At 42.5% G+C, this 19,346-nt stretch carries 19 protein-coding genes; 10 read left to right on the top strand and 9 right to left on the bottom strand.

Going from position 1 to position 19,346, the window contains the following annotated elements:
• Nucleotides 1-15 precede the first annotated feature (15 nt).
• The 3 genes from AAEY98_RS07105 to AAEY98_RS07095 form a co-directional block, all read right to left on the bottom strand.
• Complete coding sequence (locus AAEY98_RS07105) at nucleotides 16-1,095, bottom strand: methyltransferase (protein WP_351015923.1); 1,080 nt, start codon at nucleotides 1,093-1,095, stop codon at nucleotides 16-18.
• A 212-nt stretch (nucleotides 1,096-1,307) separates the two neighbouring features.
• Nucleotides 1,308-2,669 carry an SLC5/6 family protein gene (locus tag AAEY98_RS07100; RefSeq protein WP_101087084.1) on the bottom strand — a complete coding sequence of 454 codons (1,362 nt, stop codon included), beginning with the start codon at nucleotides 2,667-2,669 and terminating at the stop codon, nucleotides 1,308-1,310.
• A gap of 503 nt (nucleotides 2,670-3,172) precedes the next feature.
• Nucleotides 3,173-4,363, bottom strand: coding sequence for an amino acid aminotransferase (locus AAEY98_RS07095; RefSeq protein ID WP_101087085.1), 1,191 nt, complete (start codon nucleotides 4,361-4,363; stop codon nucleotides 3,173-3,175).
• Nucleotides 4,364-4,852: 489 nt separating this feature from the next.
• Here AAEY98_RS07095 and aroA point away from each other — a divergent pair, with 489 nt between their 5' ends.
• The 9 genes from aroA (at nucleotide 4,853) to AAEY98_RS07050 (ending at nucleotide 13,044) form a co-directional block, all read left to right on the top strand.
• Nucleotides 4,853-6,133: a 3-phosphoshikimate 1-carboxyvinyltransferase gene (gene aroA / locus AAEY98_RS07090; RefSeq protein WP_335691995.1), complete on the top strand. Its 1,281-nt coding sequence runs from the start codon at nucleotides 4,853-4,855 to the stop codon at nucleotides 6,131-6,133.
• Between the two features lie 180 nt (nucleotides 6,134-6,313).
• On the top strand, nucleotides 6,314-7,003 hold the full coding sequence (cmk, locus tag AAEY98_RS07085) for a (d)CMP kinase (protein ID WP_101087087.1): 690 nt from the start codon (nucleotides 6,314-6,316) through the stop codon (nucleotides 7,001-7,003).
• Nucleotides 7,004-7,117: 114 nt separating this feature from the next.
• On the top strand, nucleotides 7,118-8,785 hold the full coding sequence (gene rpsA, locus AAEY98_RS07080; protein ID WP_059743635.1) for a 30S ribosomal protein S1: 1,668 nt from the start codon (nucleotides 7,118-7,120) through the stop codon (nucleotides 8,783-8,785).
• Between the two features lie 77 nt (nucleotides 8,786-8,862).
• Complete coding sequence (gene ihfB / locus AAEY98_RS07075) at nucleotides 8,863-9,150, top strand: integration host factor subunit beta (protein ID WP_011637578.1); 288 nt, start codon at nucleotides 8,863-8,865, stop codon at nucleotides 9,148-9,150.
• A gap of 122 nt (nucleotides 9,151-9,272) precedes the next feature.
• Nucleotides 9,273-9,569, top strand: coding sequence for a LapA family protein (locus AAEY98_RS07070; protein ID WP_162023219.1), 297 nt, complete (start codon nucleotides 9,273-9,275; stop codon nucleotides 9,567-9,569).
• A 1-nt stretch (nucleotide 9,570) separates the two neighbouring features.
• Entirely contained in the window at nucleotides 9,571-10,731 is a 1,161-nt protein-coding gene (gene lapB / locus AAEY98_RS07065) for a lipopolysaccharide assembly protein LapB (RefSeq protein WP_351015918.1), read from the top strand.
• A gap of 68 nt (nucleotides 10,732-10,799) precedes the next feature.
• On the top strand, nucleotides 10,800-11,498 hold the full coding sequence (gene pyrF, locus AAEY98_RS07060) for an orotidine-5'-phosphate decarboxylase (protein ID WP_182743503.1): 699 nt from the start codon (nucleotides 10,800-10,802) through the stop codon (nucleotides 11,496-11,498).
• 109 nt (nucleotides 11,499-11,607) lie between these two features.
• Nucleotides 11,608-12,465: an SDR family oxidoreductase gene (locus tag AAEY98_RS07055; RefSeq protein WP_351015914.1), complete on the top strand. Its 858-nt coding sequence runs from the start codon at nucleotides 11,608-11,610 to the stop codon at nucleotides 12,463-12,465.
• Nucleotides 12,466-12,492: 27 nt separating this feature from the next.
• Nucleotides 12,493-13,044, top strand: a complete 552-nt coding sequence (locus AAEY98_RS07050; protein ID WP_101087092.1) for a DUF2058 domain-containing protein — start codon at nucleotides 12,493-12,495, stop codon at nucleotides 13,042-13,044.
• 86 nt (nucleotides 13,045-13,130) lie between these two features.
• Here the strand turns inward: AAEY98_RS07050 and AAEY98_RS07045 are convergent, their stop codons facing one another.
• Nucleotides 13,131-14,066 carry a hypothetical protein gene (locus tag AAEY98_RS07045; protein WP_351015911.1) on the bottom strand — a complete coding sequence of 312 codons (936 nt, stop codon included), beginning with the start codon at nucleotides 14,064-14,066 and terminating at the stop codon, nucleotides 13,131-13,133.
• Between the two features lie 371 nt (nucleotides 14,067-14,437).
• On the opposite strand from AAEY98_RS07045, the gene AAEY98_RS07040 reads away from it, so the two are divergent.
• On the top strand, nucleotides 14,438-16,195 hold the full coding sequence (locus AAEY98_RS07040; RefSeq protein WP_351015908.1) for an acyl-CoA dehydrogenase C-terminal domain-containing protein: 1,758 nt from the start codon (nucleotides 14,438-14,440) through the stop codon (nucleotides 16,193-16,195).
• A gap of 199 nt (nucleotides 16,196-16,394) precedes the next feature.
• Here AAEY98_RS07040 and AAEY98_RS07035 read toward each other — a convergent pair whose 3' ends face one another.
• The 5 genes from AAEY98_RS07035 to AAEY98_RS07015 form a co-directional block, all read right to left on the bottom strand.
• On the bottom strand, nucleotides 16,395-16,559 hold the full coding sequence (locus tag AAEY98_RS07035; protein ID WP_174839639.1) for a hypothetical protein: 165 nt from the start codon (nucleotides 16,557-16,559) through the stop codon (nucleotides 16,395-16,397).
• 79 nt (nucleotides 16,560-16,638) lie between these two features.
• On the bottom strand, nucleotides 16,639-16,983 hold the full coding sequence (locus AAEY98_RS07030; RefSeq protein WP_162023214.1) for a hydrogenase maturation nickel metallochaperone HypA/HybF: 345 nt from the start codon (nucleotides 16,981-16,983) through the stop codon (nucleotides 16,639-16,641).
• Nucleotides 16,983-17,990 carry a hydrogenase expression/formation protein HypE gene (gene hypE / locus AAEY98_RS07025; protein WP_351015905.1) on the bottom strand — a complete coding sequence of 336 codons (1,008 nt, stop codon included), beginning with the start codon at nucleotides 17,988-17,990 and terminating at the stop codon, nucleotides 16,983-16,985. Before hypE ends, AAEY98_RS07030 begins: the two co-directional genes overlap by 1 nt.
• Complete coding sequence (gene hypD / locus AAEY98_RS07020; RefSeq protein WP_162023212.1) at nucleotides 17,980-19,107, bottom strand: hydrogenase formation protein HypD; 1,128 nt, start codon at nucleotides 19,105-19,107, stop codon at nucleotides 17,980-17,982. Before hypD ends, hypE begins: the two co-directional genes overlap by 11 nt.
• Complete coding sequence (locus AAEY98_RS07015) at nucleotides 19,104-19,346, bottom strand: HypC/HybG/HupF family hydrogenase formation chaperone (RefSeq protein WP_011637566.1); 243 nt, start codon at nucleotides 19,344-19,346, stop codon at nucleotides 19,104-19,106. Before AAEY98_RS07015 ends, hypD begins: the two co-directional genes overlap by 4 nt.

The raw sequence follows: 19,346 nt of genomic DNA, 5'->3' as shown, positions 1-19,346 counted from the left end.
GGCCTGTGAGTTCTGTTAATTCATCGGCTTTAATTTACAGCGCAATAAAGTATGACCTAGGCCAATGTTGTCGATGTCTTCATCAACATACAAGCCAGCCTCATTGATCATTTTAAGCATATCTTTACTGTGATACATCCGGCTATTTCCATTGGCTATCGCGGTAAAATACAACGAGGTTGCGTTAACGCAATAGGCGCCCGCTTCGTGTGGCTGTCTGTCCCAATACGTCTCTAAAATACACAGTTCATTGCCAGGTTTCATCGCAGCCACTGTGCGCCGAAGAATAGTGATGATTTGTTGTTTAGAAAAACAATCTAAAAATTGACTCATCCAATACAAATCACCTCCTTGGTAAAACGGTTTGTTGCTATCAAGCAAATCGGTTTCAAATGGATGAACTCGGTCGGCAACCAAACATGCTTGGGCATTTTTCATTGCCACAGCAAGTTGACCGGGTAAATCCATTATGGTGACGTTGACGTTTTTATTATAGCGGGTGCAGGCAAATGCCCATTTACCGGTATTACCGCCTACATCAATAATATGAGCCGGATCTGACTTGAAAATCAAAGGTAATAAACTGTCAAAGGCATGATCTGAATAGTAATGATCAAATTCAAACCAGCTTTTTTTAGTTTGTTCAGGTAGCTGGCTTAACCCTGGGTAAATAGTATCCCAATCGCCAAAGTGTTTAAGTCCTATTGCTTTGCCTTGCTTAAGTGAATCATCAAGGTCAAACAAGCCTTGATAGCAAACATCATGGACGAAGTTTAGGTTCTTGGCGGCCATATCATCATGGAGTAAGAAATAACCCGTTTTATCGAGTCGATAACGATCATCCTTACACCAAAAAATGCCCATGCTTAACCCCATATCGAGCAATACATGAATGGCATACTCAGACAGTTCAAAATGTTGAATCAGTTGAATTAAGCTAATGCCTTCGTCTCCGGCGTCATCAACTTTTGCCAGTAAGCCAAATTGACTTAAGCAACGGGCGACTTGAAAGCTTACTGGTGCGAAGGCTATTTTTTGTGCTTCAAACTTAGCATCAAATGCAGACATTTTTTTGGGAGATTGGTAAAAAGACATTAACCGTATTAACTCAAAGGAAGGAGGTGATATGGGTTTTATAGTAGCAAGATAATGCTAGTAAGGTTTTGAGCTACTTCTAGTTTTTGTTTTTTGATAAATGTATAACAATAGAAGTTGAAGCATAACATGACATTTGACTGAGTTTTTTATACAAAACTCTGCCTCAATCAATAATTCGAGCGGGTGTGAGCCCGCCCAAATTATCTTATTTAACTCAGCAAGCCGAATAGAATGGCAGTCATAGATAATAAACCGGTAATGACGACGAATATGTTGCTTACTCGACCGCGGTAGGCTTTCAGTGCCGGTACTTTGTATATCGCATACATTGGCATGAGATACAAAATAGCCGCAATCACCGGGCCACCAAGCGCTTCAATCATACCCAGAATACTTGGATTCATAATCGCCACGCCCCAGGTGGTGATAAACATAAACCCTAAAATAAATTTATCCACTTTTGTGCTGTTTTCTGGCTTGCTGCTATCCGGTAATTGCTTAACAATAATGCCTTTTAACCCTTCTGTGGCACCCATATAGTGACCGAAGAAAGATGAAATAATGGCGATGAAAGCAATGACAGGGGCAAAATAACTGATAAAGCCACTTTCATGCACGTTGGCAAGATAAGACAATATCGGCAAGTTATCGGCTTTAGCTTCTAATAACTGCGCCGGTGTTAGTGACAGAACACAGGAGAACACAAACAACATCACAAATCCGACTAACATAATGGCTGTATTGCGGAGGATGACATCGGCTTTATGGGAGGCATTCGCGCCGTGTTCTTTTTTGAGTGAAACCGAGAACTGTGAGATAGCAGGTGAATGGTTAAAGGCAAATACCAACACTGGAATAGTTAACCAGACAGTCCCAAGAAAATTAGTTGTCGAAGGCACAACCATTAATGCATCAAACTTCCAGTCTGGTATGAGGTACAAGGACATAAAAGCAAGGATTGCGACTAACGGATAGACTAATAATCGCGTCACGGAGAGCATAAATTTTTCACCCGCAACCATCACCGACATCATGCCTAAGATGAGCATGCCCGAAAGAAGCCAACGTGGAATACCACTGACTTTATCGATTATTTGCCCGCCAGCTTCCGTCAGTGCAGGCGTACCGTCGAGTAACATTCTTGGGACTTCGGTAAACATGCCTAATTGATTAATAATGAAACTGTCGACGGTATTAGTTATCCCAACGCCATAGATTAATACAATAGGATATATGGCGAGAAAATACAGCCAAGTAATCGCTTTACCTGCTCCAGTACCAAAATGTTCTTCAACGACCTGAGTGATGTCACTGCCAGGAATCGCTGATGAACATAGGAAACGAGATAATCCACGGTGAGCGAGATAGGTCATTGGGCCTATCATGAGTGCCATTAACACTAATGGCCAAAACCCTCCCATTCCCGCATTGATCGGTAAAAATAAAATTCCGGCGCCAACCGCGGTGCCAAACAAGCTCAACATCCAAGTGGTATCCTGGCGTGACCAGCCAGTGGCTGAAACAACGGAGGATACGGGGATCTCTTGTACACTTATGGTTTCATTTTGCATGGCTGACTCGCTTTGTTGATATATTAAATTCAGCGTCAGGCTATCTCTTTTTAAGAAAAATTAAACAGTTACAGAGTCATTATGTTAATCATGTTCATGCAATGGGAGCTGTATCCCGATGAGCGTAAATTAAAAACGACAAGCAGCTTCAATTCATATACAACCATCACCTATAGATTTAACAGTGCGATTACTTAAATCGAGACCCAAGAATTAACGGTATTATGTATTAGGCATATTGACTCAATTCGATAAATTGCATTGCTGATATTTGGCATCACTTGAGCCTGCTATTTACAAGGGCAGGTAAGTTAACCTAACTCGGATTGCGGTCTTGGGGAATTATGATGGAATAACAAAATGGCTATTTTTGATAACTGATTTTTATGTCATTTTGAGGGGGTAAGCAGACAACTTTTTAGACTGAGCATAAACAAGGCCGCATTTAGCGACCTTGTTTATACAGTAATGTTACTTGCTAACCATTATCTAAATAGTATCGGTTATAGCACTGCCGCGATTGATTTCGCTAAATAATCAACATTAGTTTCACTAATACCAGCAATACTGATGCGGCTTGAGCCGACCATGTACACACTGTATTGCTGTTTAAGGGTTGCCACTTGTTCTGGCTTAACACCTAAAAATGAGAACATCCCTTTTTGGCGGGCGATAAAACTAAAGTCACGGTCAACACCATTGGCCGTTAATTGATTGACCAACATTGCCCGGTTACCGTTAATACGGTCGCGCATGACTTTTAGCTCGTCTAACCATTGTTGCTTGAGGGCTGGGGTGCCTAAAATGGTTTCAACAATCGCAGCACCATGTGCTGGCGGCATAGAATAAATACAGCGCACTACGTATAACAATACCGATTGGGCAACATCTACAGTTGCACTATCTTTCGCCACAATTGAGCAAGCGCCAATACGTTCGCGGTATAAACCGAAGTTTTTCGAGCAAGAGCTGCATAAAATCATGCTTTCAACTGCTGCAGCCATTTGACGTACGCCATAAGCATCTTCATCTACGCCGTCACCAAAACCTTGATAAGCCATATCAATTAATGGCGTAAAGCCTTGCTTAACCGTAACCTTAACCACTTCATCCCATTGCTCAGTCGTTAAATCCATGCCACTTGGATTATGGCAACAAGCATGTAAAAGCACTACGTCATCTTTACCAATGGTATTTAAGGTTGCCAGCATTTGATCAAATTTAAGGGTTTTGCTGTCGTAGTCATAATACGGATAGGTTTTCACCGTAACACCAGCTGCTTCAAATAAACCCGTGTGGTTTGCCCACGTTGGGTCGCTAACCCATAACACTGCATTAGGATTACAACGCTTAATAAAGTCAGCAGCAACGCGCAGAGCACCGGTTCCGCCAGGGGTTGACACTGTTCGCACTCGGTTAGCCAGTAATGCACTGTGGCTAGCACCAAAAGCTAATTCACCCATAAGTTGGTTAAATGACGCAGAGCCAGTCGGGCCGATGTACACTTTGGTTGTTTCGGTATCTAAACGAATTTTTTCGGCGGCTTTTACACAATCTAAAATAGGTGTATGACCAACAGGATCTTTATATACGCCCACACCTAAATCGACTTTATTTGGGTGGCTGTCTTCGCGGTATTGAGTCAATAGGCCTAAAATCGGATCGGCAGGCATCGCGGTTAATGAATTGAACATGAATTGACCTTCTTATTTAAAATTACAGGCATGAGGGCGAAATAAGCTAACAATATATGCATTATGGTCTTAAGCATAACGTGATTTACATCAATAAAGAACTGCTAAATCAGCTGTGATGGGATATTAGCAAGAGGGTTGTTACGATTTCTGGCAACTAAGCCTGACAGGTGAAATAGCCAATGTTGTGGTCCGATTTGCTAATAAAAAAAGCGATAAAGATAAAATAAATTCAACTTGAGTATAAAAGTCACCTAAAACACAAAATAACGGTTGAATCCTTGCTGACAATCAGTAACGTAGGGTTACGAAGAATTATTTAGTAAATTATTAGCAAACTGTACCGAAAAATTGCCAGTGACATGTATTTTAAGATGTGCACCGATCCGCATCACGTTAACAATGTCACACTTATTTCTCCAGCGAAGCCTTTTACTCATATCTCGGTCGATAGACGTTTAATGAGTGCAACACTAAAGAAGAGTATTAATGAAACAACTGCGTCTAGACCAAATTACTCGCATGAATGGCGAAATTAACATTCCAGGCTCTAAGAGCATTTCAAACCGTGCACTGTTACTAGCCACTTTAGCGCAGGGTAAAACCACTCTGACTAACTTGCTCGACTCTGATGACATTCGCTATATGTTGGCATCATTAAAGCAGTTAGGTGTGCATTACCAGCTGTCTGACAATAATACTGTTTGTGAATTAACCGGTTTAGGTGGCGCTGTTTCATCTGTGGACGCACAGCGTTTATTTCTTGGCAATGCAGGCACTGCAATGCGACCATTATGCGCCGCACTCACATTAGGCCATGGCGAATTTACCTTAACCGGTGAGCCTCGCATGGAGGAGCGCCCAATTGGTGATTTGGTCGATGCGCTGCGTCAATTAGGTGCCGATGTCACGTATCTTAAAAATGACGGTTTTCCACCATTAACCATTAAGGCAACCGGCTTAAATGGCGGCAATGTTGACATTGCCGGTGATTTATCAAGCCAGTTTTTAACCGCATTACTCATGGTCGCGCCACTGACCAAAGACAGCGTCAACATTAATATTAAAGGCGAGCTTGTCTCTAAGCCTTATATTGATATCACCATTGCGCTAATGAAGCAGTTTGGTGTTGAAGTGATCAATCATCAATATCAACGTTTCGAAATTAAGGCCGGTCAACAATATGTCTCACCCGGTAAAGTACTGGTAGAAGGCGACGCTTCATCGGCATCTTACTTCCTCGCTGCAGGCGCTATCCAAGGCGGTGAAGTTAAAGTCACTGGTGTTGGACGCTTAAGTATCCAAGGCGATGTTAAGTTTGCCGATGCGTTAGCCCAAATGGGAGCAGATATCGAGTGGGGCGATGATTTCATTATTGCCAGAAAATCGAGCCTTCGCGCGATAGAAATGGACATGAATCATATCCCTGATGCTGCAATGACCATTGCAACAGCGGCTTTATTTGCCAAGGGCACCACAAAACTGACCAATATATATAACTGGCGTATTAAAGAAACTGATCGCTTAGCGGCCATGGCCACTGAATTACGTAAGGTTGGCGCGACAGTTGAAGAAGGCCATGACTATATTACCATTACACCACCTGCAGAATTAAATACTGCAGCAATTGATACCTATAATGATCATCGTATGGCAATGTGTTTTTCAATGATGGCTTTTGCTGATTGTGGTATCACCATTAACGATCCAGACTGCACATCTAAGACATTTCCAGATTACTTTGCTCAATTTGTACAGCTAGCAAAATAATATTACAGCGCGGAATTAAAACGGACCCTTTAGCGCATCAGGTATGTGCTAAAGGGCGATCTTGGTTTTAATAACCGAAAATTCATCAGTAATTAAGATTTTTTTGTTATACAATGCGCGCGCTTATTTTGATGAACCCTTTATCTTTTCAAGGAAGATAGATTATTTTCGGAGGAAATTATGTCTGAACGATCTCCAGTGATCACAGTCGATGGCCCAAGCGGTGCAGGGAAAGGGACGATATGCCAATTGTTGGCACAACATTTAGGGTGGCATTTGTTAGACAGTGGTGCGATTTATCGTGTTTTAGCCTTAGCCGCTATTCATCATGATGTTGAGCTAGAAAACGAAGAAGCACTGACCTTATTGGCTGCACACCTTGATGTTCAATTTTTAACGGGCACCGAGGCAGATGCCATTAAAGTGATTCTCGAAGGTGAAGATGTTACCACCACCATTCGAACACAAGAATGCTCAAATGCTGCCTCAAAAGTGGCTGCATTACCACGCGTACGTGAGGCATTATTACGCCGTCAACGTGCATTTTGTGCCGCTCCAGGACTTGTTGCCGACGGACGCGACATGGGCACAGTGGTTTTTTCTAAAGCACCAGTAAAAATATTTTTAACTGCGTCTGCTGAAGAACGTGCGCAAAGACGCTATAATCAGTTGCAGGACAAGGGCTTCGATGTTAAAATCGACCGCCTTTTAGCTGAAATTATTGAACGAGACGACCGTGATATCAATCGCGCCGCTTCGCCTCTAGTCCCAGCTGATGATGCACTTGTTATTGATACAAGCGGCATAGGTATTGAAGATGTATTGAAGCAAGTACTTGAATACGTTGGACAAAAAATTACTGTTGCGTAATCGAATGGTCGATTATTGTGCAGTAGGTATTCGTGTTAAGGATGACACGAATAATATTACTAGACTCCACATCTAGGATGGATGGTGGTTTATTTAATGAAAGTAACCTAAAACATGACTGAATCTTTTGCTGATCTATTTGAACAATCCCTTCAAACCCTAGAGTTCCGTCCAGGTTCTATCGTCCGTGGTACAGTTGTTGCCATCGAAAACGGTATGGTACTTGTTGACGCTGGTCTTAAGTCTGAAAGCCCAATCAATGCTGACGAATTCAAAAACGCACAAGGCGTTTTAGAAATCCAAGTAGGTGATGAAGTTGACGTAGCCCTTGACTCTGTTGAAGATGGTTTCGGTGAGACTCAATTGTCTCGCGAAAAAGCTAAGCGTCATGAAGCTTGGATCGTTCTAGAAAAAGCGTACGAAGATGCTGAAACTGTAATCGGTATCATCAATGGTAAAGTTAAAGGTGGTTTCACTGTTGAATTAAACGGTATCCGTGCCTTCTTACCAGGTTCTCTAGTTGACGTGCGCCCAGTTCGCGACACCGCTCACTTAGAGTACAAAGAATTAGAATTCAAAGTTATCAAGCTTGACCAGAAGCGCAACAACGTTGTTGTTTCTCGTCGTGCAGTTATCGAATCTGAAAGCAGTGCTGAACGTGATACTCTTCTTGAGAATCTACAAGAAGGTCAAGCTGTTAAAGGTATCGTTAAAAACCTTACTGACTACGGTGCATTCGTAGACTTAGGTGGTGTTGACGGTCTTTTACATATCACTGATATGGCTTGGAAACGTGTTAAGCACCCATCTGAAATCGTTAATGTTGGTGACGAAATCAACGTTAAAGTTCTTAAGTATGACCGTGAACGTACTCGCGTATCACTAGGTCTTAAGCAACTTGGCGAAGATCCATGGTTAGAAATCAGCAAGCGCTACCCAGAAAGCACACGTCTTACTGGTCGCGTAACTAACCTAACTGACTACGGTTGTTTCGTTGAAATCGAAGAAGGTGTTGAAGGTTTAGTACACGTTTCTGAAATGGATTGGACTAACAAGAACATTCACCCATCTAAAGTTGTTAACTTAGGTGATGAAGTTGAAGTGTTAGTACTAGACATCGATGAAGAGCGTCGTCGTATTTCTCTAGGCCTTAAACAGTGTAAAGTTAACCCATGGGATGACTTCGCAACTCGTTACAACAAAGGCGACAAAGTATCTGGTAAGATCAAGTCAATCACTGACTTCGGTATCTTTATCGGTCTTGACGGTGGAATCGATGGTCTTGTTCACTTATCTGACATTTCTTGGAACGGTACTGGCGAAGACGCAGTTTCTGAATACAAGAAAGGCGATGAGATCCATGCTGTAGTTCTTTCAGTAGACCCAGAGCGTGAGCGCATCAGCCTAGGTGTTAAGCAAACTGAAGATGATCCATTCAACGCATACCTAGCTGACAAGAAGAAAGGCACCGTAGTTCACGGTACTGTTTCTGCTGTTGACGCAAAAGGTGTTACAGTTGAATTAGCAGAAACAGTTGAAGGTTACATTCGTGTAGCTGACATCTCTGCAGACCGCATCGAAGACGCATCTACTGTATACTCAGTTGGTGATGCAATCGAAGCTAAGTTCATGGGTGTAGATCGTAAGAACCGTTCTATCAGCTTATCTATCAAAGCGAAAGATGAAGCTGAACAGAAAGAAGCGATTGCTACTTTGAACAAGCAAGACGATGTTGTAATGAGCAGCGCAATGGCTGAAGCCTTTAAAGCAGCTCGTAAGTAATCGAAAATCGTCTGTTGTATGGGGACTTTGTCCCCATTAGGCGACTGTGTTTGGCTTGATAATATGGGATAGCTAAGATGACAAAATCTGAACTTATCGAAAAACTCGCCACTAGGCAGTCGCAACTGTCGGCGAAAGAAGTGGAAAGTGCAATCAAAGAAATGTTGGAGCAAATGGCGACAACATTAGAAACCGGTGATCGTATAGAAATCCGTGGATTTGGTAGTTTTTCACTTCACTATCGTGCGCCTCGTACGGGTCGTAATCCAAAAACAGGAACCTCTGTTGACTTGGAAGGCAAGTATGTACCGCACTTTAAGCCGGGAAAAGAGCTGCGCGAACGTGTCGATGCTGTTAATCCTTGATTAACGCTTGAATAAAAAGCCTCCTATTGGAGGCTTTTTTGTATCTAATGGCAGTCAATGCTGGTCAGCCCAGTAAATTTCTTGGATAATCATTATATTGATGCACCTTCATGGAGAATAGCGTGAGATCATTTATTGTCGTTGTACTGGTTGGATTGATGTTTGTTCTAGCATTATTATTTGGCGCTAAAAATGAACAAGTCGTAACCTTAAGTTACTTTATTGCTGAAGGGCAGTATCGATTGCCTATGGTGCTTGCTGTGGTATTTTTCAGCGGGTTTATTATCAGCTGGATATTTGCAAGTTATCACATCGTAAAGTTAAAACTCGCATTGCGTAAAAGTAACAAAGCGCTTAAAAAGCTCACCGCTGCGGATGCAACCAGTGTAGTTGTAACGCCTAAGGATCAAGCCGCCTAGTATGCTAGAAATCTTGTTCTTGTTATTGCCTATCGCTGCCGGTTATGGATGGTACATGGGACGACGCAGTATTCGTCATAGCGATAGCCAGCAGACTAAAAAATTAAGCCGAGATTATTTTACTGGGCTTAACTTTTTATTGTCGAACGAGTCTGACAAAGCGGTTGATTTATTCATCAGCATGCTCGATGTTGACGATGAAACTATCGACACCCATTTATCGTTAGGTTCGTTATTTCGTAAACGTGGTGAAGTGGATCGTTCCATTCGCATCCATCAAAATTTGATTGCTAGGCCCAGCTTAACCAATGAGCAGCGTGACATTGCGATGATGGAGTTAGGTAAAGATTATATGGCTGCAGGTTTTTATGACCGTGCTGAAGAAATCTTTATTAACTTAGTCAGCCAAGATGACCACAGTGAAGAAGCTGAAACACAACTGCTGTTAATCTACCAAGTGACTAAAGAGTGGCAAGACGCCATCAATATCACTAAACGCCTACCTCGTAAACGTCAGCAAGTGCTTAAATCCACCACGGCCCATTTTTATTGTCAGTTAGCTGATGAAGCCAATAATGATGCTGATAAAATCAAAAAACTACAACAAGCCATTAAACAAGACGCCCAATGCGGCCGTGCTTGGTTAACCTTAGCTAAAATGTATCTTGATGCTGGCCAATTTGAGCTATGTAAGCAGGCGCTACAAGAGTTAAAAGTGGCAGATATTAATTTATTTGCCGATGGTGTTTCAATTGCAAAGCAAGTGTATCGAGATACCCAAGATCCAAATGGTTTTCATGAGCTGCTCGCCAAAGCGATTGCCGATGGCGCGGGAGCCAGTGTGGTAGTTGCACTCGCCGAACATAAAATTAGCCTCGGCCAGCATCAAAGTGCTGAAACCATGATGCTCGATAATTTATATCGTCATCCGACCATGAAAGGCTTTCAGCATTTAATGAAATTACACATTAAACAAGCTGAAGATGGTCAAGCCAAACAAAGTCTGTCCATGCTTGAACAACTTGTTGAACAACAAATTAAATTCCGCCCTAGTTATCGGTGTACTGCCTGTGGTTTCCCTTCTCACGGTTTGTATTGGCATTGTCCATCGTGTAAACAGTGGGGCAGTATCAAGCGAATAAAAGGCCTCGATGGCGAATAACGTCGCCATCACAAGATAGAATCCCTATAATAAATGCATTAACACAAGCTATTGCCGCTGGAGTCCTAATGACTGATAAATCCATTGTAGTCGCCCTCGACTATGACAATAAAAATGACGCATTAACCTTTATTGATAAACTTGACCCAGATATGTGTCGTTTAAAAATCGGCAAAGAGATGTTTACGTTATTCGGACCCGATCTGGTTAAAGACATCCACAGTCGTAATTTTGATTTATTTCTTGATTTAAAATTTCATGATATTCCCAATACGGTTGCAAAAGCCGTTGCCGCCGCCGCTGATTTAGGCGTGTGGATGACCAATGTGCATGCAAGTGGCGGCTTAGCCATGATGCAGGCAGCCAAAAAAGCATTGATATCATTTGGTGAAGATGCACCAATATTGATAGCCGTTACCGTATTAACATCGATGTCAGATGAAGATTTAGTATTACTTGGTATTAATGTCCCTGCATTTGAACATGTACTACGTTTAGCCAAATTGACTCATCAAGCAGAGTTAGACGGGGTTGTGTGTTCCGCTCAAGAAGCTAAATTGCTTAAATCATCATTTGGACAAGATTTTACCTTAGTCACGCCGGGGATTAGACCCGCAGGCAGTGATGCTGGTGATCAACATCGCGTCATGACACCACCCCAGGCCATTGCGGCAGGGTCAGATTATTTGGTGATTGGTCGACCTATCACTCAAGCAGCCGATCCATTAGCAGCACTTAAAGCTATTTATCAATCACTGCATGTTTGATTTGTTATCGCGCTAACGGCAAAATTTACTGAGTCATGGACTTGGTCAATCTAGTGGCTAAAGGAAACTTATCTACATTAACCAAATCACACAGAAATAAGGGATGACTATGTTTGATGACAAAGGGTTTGATGACAAAGGGTTTGATAGAACAGGGTTTGATTACACAGGCAAAAATGTTGTTGTGGTTGGCGGTACATCTGGCATTAACCTTCAAGTTGCGATTCAATTTGCTACTGCTGGCGCCAATGTTGCGGTCGCAAGTCGCAGTATTGATAAGGTTAATGCTGCGGTAGAATTACTGAGCCAAGCTAACCCGAACGCCAAACATTTAGGTGTCAGTTTCGATGTACGTGACAACGATGCATTAACGGTTGGTTTTGCAAAAATTGCTGACCTTTACGGTCATATTGATGTGTTAGTGAGTGGCGCAGCGGGTAACTTTCCGGCCAGTGCGGCAAAGCTGTCGAACAATGGCTTTAAATCGGTTATAGATATTGATTTAATTGGCAGTTTTCAAGTATTGAAACAAGCTTATCCATTGTTATCTCGCCCGAATGGCAGCATTATTCAAATTTCCGCACCACAAGCGTATATCGCTATGCCGTTACAAGTGCATGTTTGCGCCGCTAAAGCCGGAGTCGATATGTTGACTCGTACATTAGCGTTAGAGTGGGGTGTTGAAGGGATACGAATTAACTCTATCGTACCTGGTCCAATAGAAGATACCGAAGGCTTTAATCGCTTAGCCCCCAGTGAGGAACTGCAACAACGAGTGGCTAATAGTGTGCCGCTAAAACGCAATGGTAAAGGTCAAGATATTGCTAATGCAGCTTTGTTCCTTGCATCTGACATGGCGTCATACATTACCGGTGTTGTTTTGCCTGTTGATGGTGGTTGGTCATTGGGTGGAGCCAGTATTGCAATGACAGAATTAGGCGACATAGCCGCCAAGCACGGTTTATAAAAATCGATAAATTTAAAGGTAAATACCATGGCAAATGCATTACAAGATCAACTGCTTAAAGCAGGTCTTGCCAGTAAACAAAAAGTACGCGATGCAAAAACACAAAAGCGTCGTGACAAAAAAGCCAAAGTTGATGACGGCAGTTCAGAGCTCAAGCAACAAATTGCTGAGCAAAAGTTGCAACAAGCTAAAAAAGATAAAGCATTGAATGAAAAGCGCTTTGCTGAAGCATCTGAAAAAGGTCAAGTACGTGGTTTAATCAGCGAGTTTTCTAAGTTTGCTATTACCGTAGCCCGTGATGCTGAGCTTAAGTTTAACTTCACGTTAGAAAACAAAATTTATTCGGTTTATATTACCGATAAAATCCAAGCTGATTTACTCAATGGCAGTTTAGGCATAGTCCGTTATGAAGATAAAACCTACATCGTGCCGCATAAGCTCGCAGAACGAGTGAAGTTACTTGTTCCGCAATGGTGTGGTTACTTATGGGATAAAGCCGCTAAAGACTCTGTTGAGCAGGTGAGTGGAGCCGATGACCCATATGCAGATTATGCAATTCCAGATGATTTAATGTGGTAAGTGGTTACCATTAACCATTAACCATTAATCATTAACAACAAAACGCCTCTAAATAGAGGCGTTTTTGTTTGGTGTTAACCAATACTTTACGAGTCTGCATTAGCCTGTTTTGCCGTTAACGCGATAACTTGCTGACAATAAGCAAGGTGATGGCGGATAGTATCTAAGTATTGTGATGCTTGATTATCGATAAGGTACCAATAACTGGCTGTTTGTGGATACTGATTATAAAACAAAGACTCTGCCATGATGAGATCGCTTTGGTTAGCATAGGTTAACCATTGCACGCTCGGTAAGTTACTCAAGGCGGCTAACAACGCATATTGCACATCAAGATTGTCAGGTTGTTCAGTCGTCACTTGCAAGGCTAAGCGCTGGGCGATTTTAAATTTCGGGTCAGCGTTATCTGGGGTCAACACTTCATTTTGGCGTCGACGAACCGCATCACTCAATAGAACCTCAAACGGATTAATATCAACGGGTTCAGCTTCGTGAAGCAATAGTATAGAGGCATCATCTACAAACAATTCGGGCCACTGAATATTATTACTGGTGAGTTGCAAACCTAATGCAATACGACGCTCACCTAACCAATTATGCACCATGCAAGGCAAATGCTCTGAAGCAGGCATGTCATTGGGTCTCGCTAAAGACGGTAATAAAGACATACGTTGTACATTGACCTGTTTTGCCATCAACGACATCAATAAAATGGTCACCAATCCCGAAGATGGCCAGCAGTTAAGTTGTCCTTCGAGTTTTTCACCCACTTCGGTTAGCAATGAAACTAACTGATTGTCATCTAAACTATTACTGACAACGAAGGCCTGATGCGAACCAGCATAAGGACCATTACAAATGTTAATAACGTTTTCGGCATCATGTTCAGTCCCATTGAAAATAAAAGTATGTCCAATGTCGGCTGGTTGCCAATCGCCATGTGCATTACCAATGACGGTGATCTGTTGATAGTGCTCAGATAGGGAAGATGATGGGGGGATCTCGTCAGTACGTGTATGCATAAAAGTGCTGTTCGCTATGGTTTATTACTAGAGTTTAATATTCGTGTTTAATTCTGTGGCTTAATACTCGGGTTTAATACTCGGGCTTAATACTCGGGCTTAATACTCGGGTTTGGACCTATTGGGTCATCAAATAAAGTTAAAAAAGACCACAGATCTCAATCAAATAAGCTGCTAACTCAAGGATCGTACGGCTAATTGTAACTCATTGGAACCCTATTGGGCTGAGAAACGTAAACTATCGAGATAAAGGCTCGCTCTAGCCGACATTCGTCAAATTATGGTTAGATAATTGCTAAAAAGCTTTTCTTTTTGTAGCGCTTTAGTATAAATTAAAACAACTGTTTTAATTATTTGTTTAAGAGACTCTTATGAACCCATACCAAGCCCCGTTAAAGGACATGCAATTCTTGTTGGAACAGGTATTTGATGCCCAAGCTACATGGGAACAACTTCCAGCTATGGCAGATGTTGTCGACATGGATACTGCATTAGCCATTCTAGATGAAGCGAATAAGATCAGCCGTGATCTGCTTCACCCTTTAAATCGCAGTGGTGATGAGCAAGGTGTGGTTCATAAAGGTAATGACATTATTACTCCTGATGGCTTTAAAGAAGTGTATCAGCAGTTTTCAGAAGGCGGCTGGGTAGGGCTTTGTGGTGAGTCAGATTTTGGTGGCATGGGCATGCCAAAAATGCTTGGCGTGTTAGTGGATGAAATGAATTACAGCTCGTGTAATTCGTTTACGTTATATAACTCACTGACCGCTGGTGCTGCGTTATGTATTAACGCACATGCCAATGAAGAATTAAAACAAACTTATTTACCTAATTTATATTCTGGCCAATGGGCTGGTGCAATGGACATGACTGAGCCACATGCTGGTTCTGATTTAAAAGGTATTCGTACCAAAGCAGAACCGCTTGATGATGGCAGTTATTCTATTACCGGTAACAAGATTTTTATTACCGGCGGCGATCATGACTTAACTGAAAACGTCATTCATTTAGTACTCGCAAAACTTTCAGGCTCGAATGGCATATCATTGTTTGTCGTGCCTAAAATCAGCGTTAATGCCGATGGTAGCTTAGGCGAAGCTAATGGTGTTACGGTGGGTTCTATTGAACACAAAATGGGTCTTAAAGCGTCAGCTACCTGTGTGATGAACTATGATAACGCCAAAGGCTTCTTAGTTGGCGAGCCCGACCGCGGTTTAGTGTGTATGTTCACTATGATGAACTACGAGCGTTTAGCCATTGGTTTACAAGGTCTAGGTAACGCACAAGCGGCTTATCAAATGGCCACAGACTATGCTAAAGATCGCCTACAGGGTGTTGCTGCTGCAGGTTCAGCGACTGGCGCAACGTCCGATCCTATTATTGTGCATGGCGATGTACGCCGCATGTTACTCACTATCCGTGCGATGACGGAAGCGGGCCGAGCATTATCGGTTTATACCGGTAAGCAGTTGGATTTAGCAAAGTATGCCAGTGGCGATGTGCAAGCTAAAGCGGCTAGGTACGTTGGTTTGCTTACACCTGTTTCAAAAGCATTTTTAACCGACCGCGGTTTAGATGCCACGGTTATGGGTCAGCAAGTGTTTGGTGGTCATGGTTATATTCGTGAAACCGGTATCGAGCAATTTGTTCGTGATACCCGTATTGCACAAATATACGAAGGCACTAACGGTATTCAAGCAATCGACTTTTTAGGCCGTAAAATTACTTACGATAATGTCGCCACTTTGACTGAATTTGTTGCTGAAGTGAATGCAAGTATTGCGCAATTAACTCAGGCTAATGCTGAGCATAAAACTATGGTAAGCCAAGTGTTTGCGGAGTTACTCACAACAGCTAACTACGTCAATGACAACAAGAAAACTCAACCAGCATTAGTTAACGCTTGTGCTGTCGACTTCTTAGATGCCTTTGGTTATGCCTTATACGGTTACTTCTGGCTATTGATGGCTGACAAGGCATCAAGTCATGAAGATGCTAGCTTTGCTGCCCAAAAGCAGTTTGTGGCTGACTTCTATATGGATAAGCTATTATCAAAATCTCAGTATCATTTATCACAAGTTAATCAGGGTGATAAATCGATAATGGCAATGCCTGCAGAAATGTTCTAAGTCTACATTTGCAATGCAACAAGATAATAAGCCTTCCGATGGAAGGCTTATTTGTTTGGCAGCCTTTATATCATCAAGGGTTTAAGCAGCGTTTCAAGCGTTGTGCTAACCAAGGTAAATAACCAACGTTTAATCGCGTTGATCTAGCAAACTATTTTAGCTTTAGCATCGCATAACGTGTTGACTACAGGTTGGGCAATTACTTACTGCGCTTCCAATAGATAAACGCTACAACTGCCACAAGAGCAATGGCGGGTGTTAATTGAATTAAATGGTGAAACAGTCCAACACCACCATGTCCCTCATGCGCCATAGCAATAGATGGAATAGTGGCAAGGATAAAGGCAATTGATAAGTATTTCATGGTGTTGTCCTTGTATTTTTAAGGTTACTCTGGTTATTAGGTTAGGGTATTTCAATATGACGCTTTAATAAAAATTGTGTTATGTGTCCATGACAAGCTGCATTAACATCATGTCTTCACCGTCAATCACGGTGGTTTTATTTGACTGGCAAATGGGGCAAACAATGGTTCGTTCATCTACTTGCGATTGTTGTTCGCATTGATTGCACTGCAACACTAATGGCTGAACATTAATAATTAATCTTGCCTCATGACAAACACTGTCTAATTTAAACGTTTCAAAAGCTGTCGACAGTAAGGTTGGCTCAACGCCACTTAACACCCCAATTTTTAGTTCAACTTGCTCAATTCGTGTGGCTTTATGCAGCTGTGCAAGCGCTTCGCATTGTTCCATTAATGACATCACAATCGAGTATTCATGCATTAACAAATCCTTGGCAGTAATTCACCTTGTGGTAAATCTAAATAGCGACTGCTGCCCCAAGGTGTTTGTAGCACCACTTTGCCAGGATGGCGTTCAGTAACATGGCCAATAATTGCTGCGTGTTCACAATGTCCATAGCGCTGCATAACCTCAATAGCCCCTTCGGCGACATCCATTGGCAATGCCATAATAAAGGTGCCCTCATTGGCTAAATCGAAAGGTTCAAAGCCAAATAACTCACATAAGCCTTTTACTTCATCACAAATAGGAATGCAGGCTTCTTCAACATCAATGCCAATGTTCGAGGCTTTGGCCCACTCATTTAGCACTGCAGATAAACCACCGCGGGTCGCATCTCGCATGGCATGAATATCGATATTTGCCACCAGCAGTTGTTCAACAATCGGCCATAGCGTATCGCAGTCACTGCACAACTCAGATTCAAGTGTTAAGCCATCACGGGCCATTAAAATTGCCGCACCATGACATCCAATGTCACGAGAGACAATAATGGCGTCGCCCACTTGTAAATTACGCACTGAAATATTCGGATGTAAAATACGCCCTACACCAGAGGTATTAATAAATAGCCCGTCAGCACAGCCTTTAGGCACCACTTTAGTGTCGCCGCAAACTATCCGCGCGCCTGATTTGTGTAATTCAGCAGCCATGCTATTCACAATAGTGGTTAAGTCATCCAGTGGAAAACCTTCTTCAATAATAAAACTACAGCTTAAATATTCGGGTTGTGCAGCCATCATGGCTAAATCGTTTACCGTGCCGGCAATCGCGAGTTTACCGATATCGCCACCAGCAAAAAATAACGGTGAAACGGTAAAAGAGTCAGTGGTAAAAGCAATATGACCACACATATTCAGTTTGGCGGCGTCTTCTTGCGAAGTTAAAATCGGATTATCAAAGGCTTTAAAAAACAAATCGTGGATCAATTGATCCATTTCTTTACCGCCACCACCGTGGCTAAGTTGAATCGTCTTTTTAGATGGCATGATTAACTTCTCCATAACGGTAATAAGCATTACACGCGCCCTCTGAGCTAACCATGCAGCTGCCCAGCGGTGTTTGTGGTGAGCAGCCACGGCCAAACACTTTGCAGTCTTTAGGGTTGGCTAAGCCTCGCAAAATATCGCCACACATACAGGCTTTATGGTCATCAATTTCGGTTGTCGGCAATACTTTTGCATAAATGCGTTCGGCATCGCGATGATGATATTCAGGACGCAGTGTCAGTGCCGAATTGGCAATAGGCCCTAATCCACGCCAGCGAAAGCTGTCGCGGACCATAAAATATTTGTCGACAAGTTGTTGTGCAGCAATATTGCCCTCGTAACTCACTGAGCGGCTGTATTGGTTATCAAGCTCCGCTTTGCCTGCCACTTTTTGGCGTGTGATACGTAAAATGGATTCCATCACATCTACCGGTTCAAACCCAGACACCACAACAGGGGTTTTGTATTGGTCGACAGTTGATTGGTAGATTTGAGCCCCACTAATCACGCTGACGTGAGCCGGACCGATAAAAGCATTCACTTTACTGCGACTATCGGACATCACGGCATCAATGGCGGGTGGAACCAGCACATGATTAATATGAAACAAGATATTGTCTATTTTCAGTGCTTCAGCCTGTGCCAGTAAGGCGGCCGTCATGGGCGTTGAGGTTTCAAAACCAATAGCGAAAAAAATCACGGTTTTGTCAGGATTATCTTGGGCAATTTTTAAGGTATCCAATGGATCGTATATAGGTCTAATATCGCAGCCTTTAGCGCGAAACTGCGCCAAGCTGCCCATTGAACCTGGCACTCTGATCATGTCGCCCAAGGTGACTAAAATGGTATCGGCTTGAGAGGCAAGGGTAGCGGCATGGTCAATTCGCTCTTTAGGCATAACGCACACTGGGCAACCCGGACCGTGAATAAAGTGAATATTGTCGGGTAAAAGCTGTAATAAACCGTACTTCATAATGGTATGGGTGTGGCCACCACACACTTCCATAATGTTTATTTGCTCAGTCGTTTTAGCCGCTTGTTGAGCTATCAATTGCGCTAAATGACGAATAGTCTGAGGATCTCGAAACCCTTGATAAAAGTCATTTAGGCTAATCATTGCTCAGACTCCAATTCCATTTCAGCGACAATTTGTTGATATAAATCGAGGCTTTCTTGCGCATCATTGTGGTCAATTTTATTCATCACAAAACCGATGTGAATCAATACGAAGTCGCCTAACGCCAACGGATCGCATATCAAATGACAACTCACACGACGTTTAACACCAAGCGTATCAACAGTGACTGTTGCATCATCATGAATTTCAACTACTTTTGACGGAACTGATAAGCACAT

Source organism: Shewanella sp. AC91-MNA-CIBAN-0169 (assembly GCF_040310165.1).
Taxonomy (GTDB): Bacteria; Pseudomonadota; Gammaproteobacteria; order Enterobacterales; family Shewanellaceae; genus Shewanella.
The sequence above is the reverse complement of the archived record's forward strand: the minus strand, read 5'-3'. Positions and strand labels throughout refer to the sequence as shown.

What these genes read in the sequence shown, in the direction of transcription:
- AAEY98_RS07105 (WP_351015923.1), bottom strand. Translation starts at nt 1,095, where the DNA reads ATGTCTTTTTACCAATCTCCCAAAAAAATGTCTGCATTTGATGCTAAG.
- AAEY98_RS07100 (WP_101087084.1), bottom strand. Translation starts at nt 2,669, where the DNA reads ATGCAAAATGAAACCATAAGTGTACAAGAGATCCCCGTATCCTCCGTT.
- AAEY98_RS07095 (WP_101087085.1), bottom strand. Translation starts at nt 4,363, where the DNA reads ATGTTCAATTCATTAACCGCGATGCCTGCCGATCCGATTTTAGGCCTA.
- aroA (WP_335691995.1), top strand. Translation starts at nt 4,853, where the DNA reads ATGAAACAACTGCGTCTAGACCAAATTACTCGCATGAATGGCGAAATT.
- cmk (WP_101087087.1), top strand. Translation starts at nt 6,314, where the DNA reads ATGTCTGAACGATCTCCAGTGATCACAGTCGATGGCCCAAGCGGTGCA.
- rpsA (WP_059743635.1), top strand. Translation starts at nt 7,118, where the DNA reads ATGACTGAATCTTTTGCTGATCTATTTGAACAATCCCTTCAAACCCTA.
- ihfB (WP_011637578.1), top strand. Translation starts at nt 8,863, where the DNA reads ATGACAAAATCTGAACTTATCGAAAAACTCGCCACTAGGCAGTCGCAA.
- lapB (WP_351015918.1), top strand. Translation starts at nt 9,571, where the DNA reads ATGCTAGAAATCTTGTTCTTGTTATTGCCTATCGCTGCCGGTTATGGA.
- pyrF (WP_182743503.1), top strand. Translation starts at nt 10,800, where the DNA reads ATGACTGATAAATCCATTGTAGTCGCCCTCGACTATGACAATAAAAAT.
- AAEY98_RS07055 (WP_351015914.1), top strand. Translation starts at nt 11,608, where the DNA reads ATGTTTGATGACAAAGGGTTTGATGACAAAGGGTTTGATAGAACAGGG.
- AAEY98_RS07050 (WP_101087092.1), top strand. Translation starts at nt 12,493, where the DNA reads ATGGCAAATGCATTACAAGATCAACTGCTTAAAGCAGGTCTTGCCAGT.
- AAEY98_RS07045 (WP_351015911.1), bottom strand. Translation starts at nt 14,066, where the DNA reads ATGCATACACGTACTGACGAGATCCCCCCATCATCTTCCCTATCTGAG.
- AAEY98_RS07040 (WP_351015908.1), top strand. Translation starts at nt 14,438, where the DNA reads ATGAACCCATACCAAGCCCCGTTAAAGGACATGCAATTCTTGTTGGAA.
- AAEY98_RS07035 (WP_174839639.1), bottom strand. Translation starts at nt 16,559, where the DNA reads ATGAAATACTTATCAATTGCCTTTATCCTTGCCACTATTCCATCTATT.
- AAEY98_RS07030 (WP_162023214.1), bottom strand. Translation starts at nt 16,983, where the DNA reads ATGCATGAATACTCGATTGTGATGTCATTAATGGAACAATGCGAAGCG.
- hypE (WP_351015905.1), bottom strand. Translation starts at nt 17,990, where the DNA reads ATGCCATCTAAAAAGACGATTCAACTTAGCCACGGTGGTGGCGGTAAA.
- hypD (WP_162023212.1), bottom strand. Translation starts at nt 19,107, where the DNA reads ATGATTAGCCTAAATGACTTTTATCAAGGGTTTCGAGATCCTCAGACT.
- AAEY98_RS07015 (WP_011637566.1), bottom strand. Translation starts at nt 19,346, where the DNA reads ATGTGCTTATCAGTTCCGTCAAAAGTAGTTGAAATTCATGATGATGCA.